Consider the following 256-nt stretch of genomic DNA (forward strand, 5'->3'; position numbering starts at 1 on the left):
AAATAAGAGAAAAACTAAGATGGCGATTACTCGGTTATTGCTTCTTCATAACATTATCTAGTTTTCAAAGAACGAATAACTTGAGAGATTGAACTCTCAAAACTGAACGAACAAAAACGTCACGTTTTCTGTAAATATTCCTTAGAAAGGAGGTGATCCAGCCGCACCTTCCGATACGGCTACCTTGTTACGACTTCACCCCAATCATCTGTCCCACCTTAGGCGGCTGGCTCCAAAAGGTTACCCCACCGACTTC

At 42.2% G+C, this 256-nt stretch carries 1 rRNA gene; it reads right to left on the minus strand.

Annotation, left to right across the window (positions count from 1 at the left end):
• Positions 1-145 precede the first annotated feature (145 nt).
• Positions 146-256, minus strand: a 16S ribosomal RNA gene (locus tag M3205_RS25415); the annotation flags it as partial.

The organism is Cytobacillus firmus, from assembly GCF_023715565.1.
In the GTDB taxonomy this organism is placed as follows: domain Bacteria; phylum Bacillota; class Bacilli; order Bacillales; family Cytobacillaceae; genus Cytobacillus; species Cytobacillus firmus_C.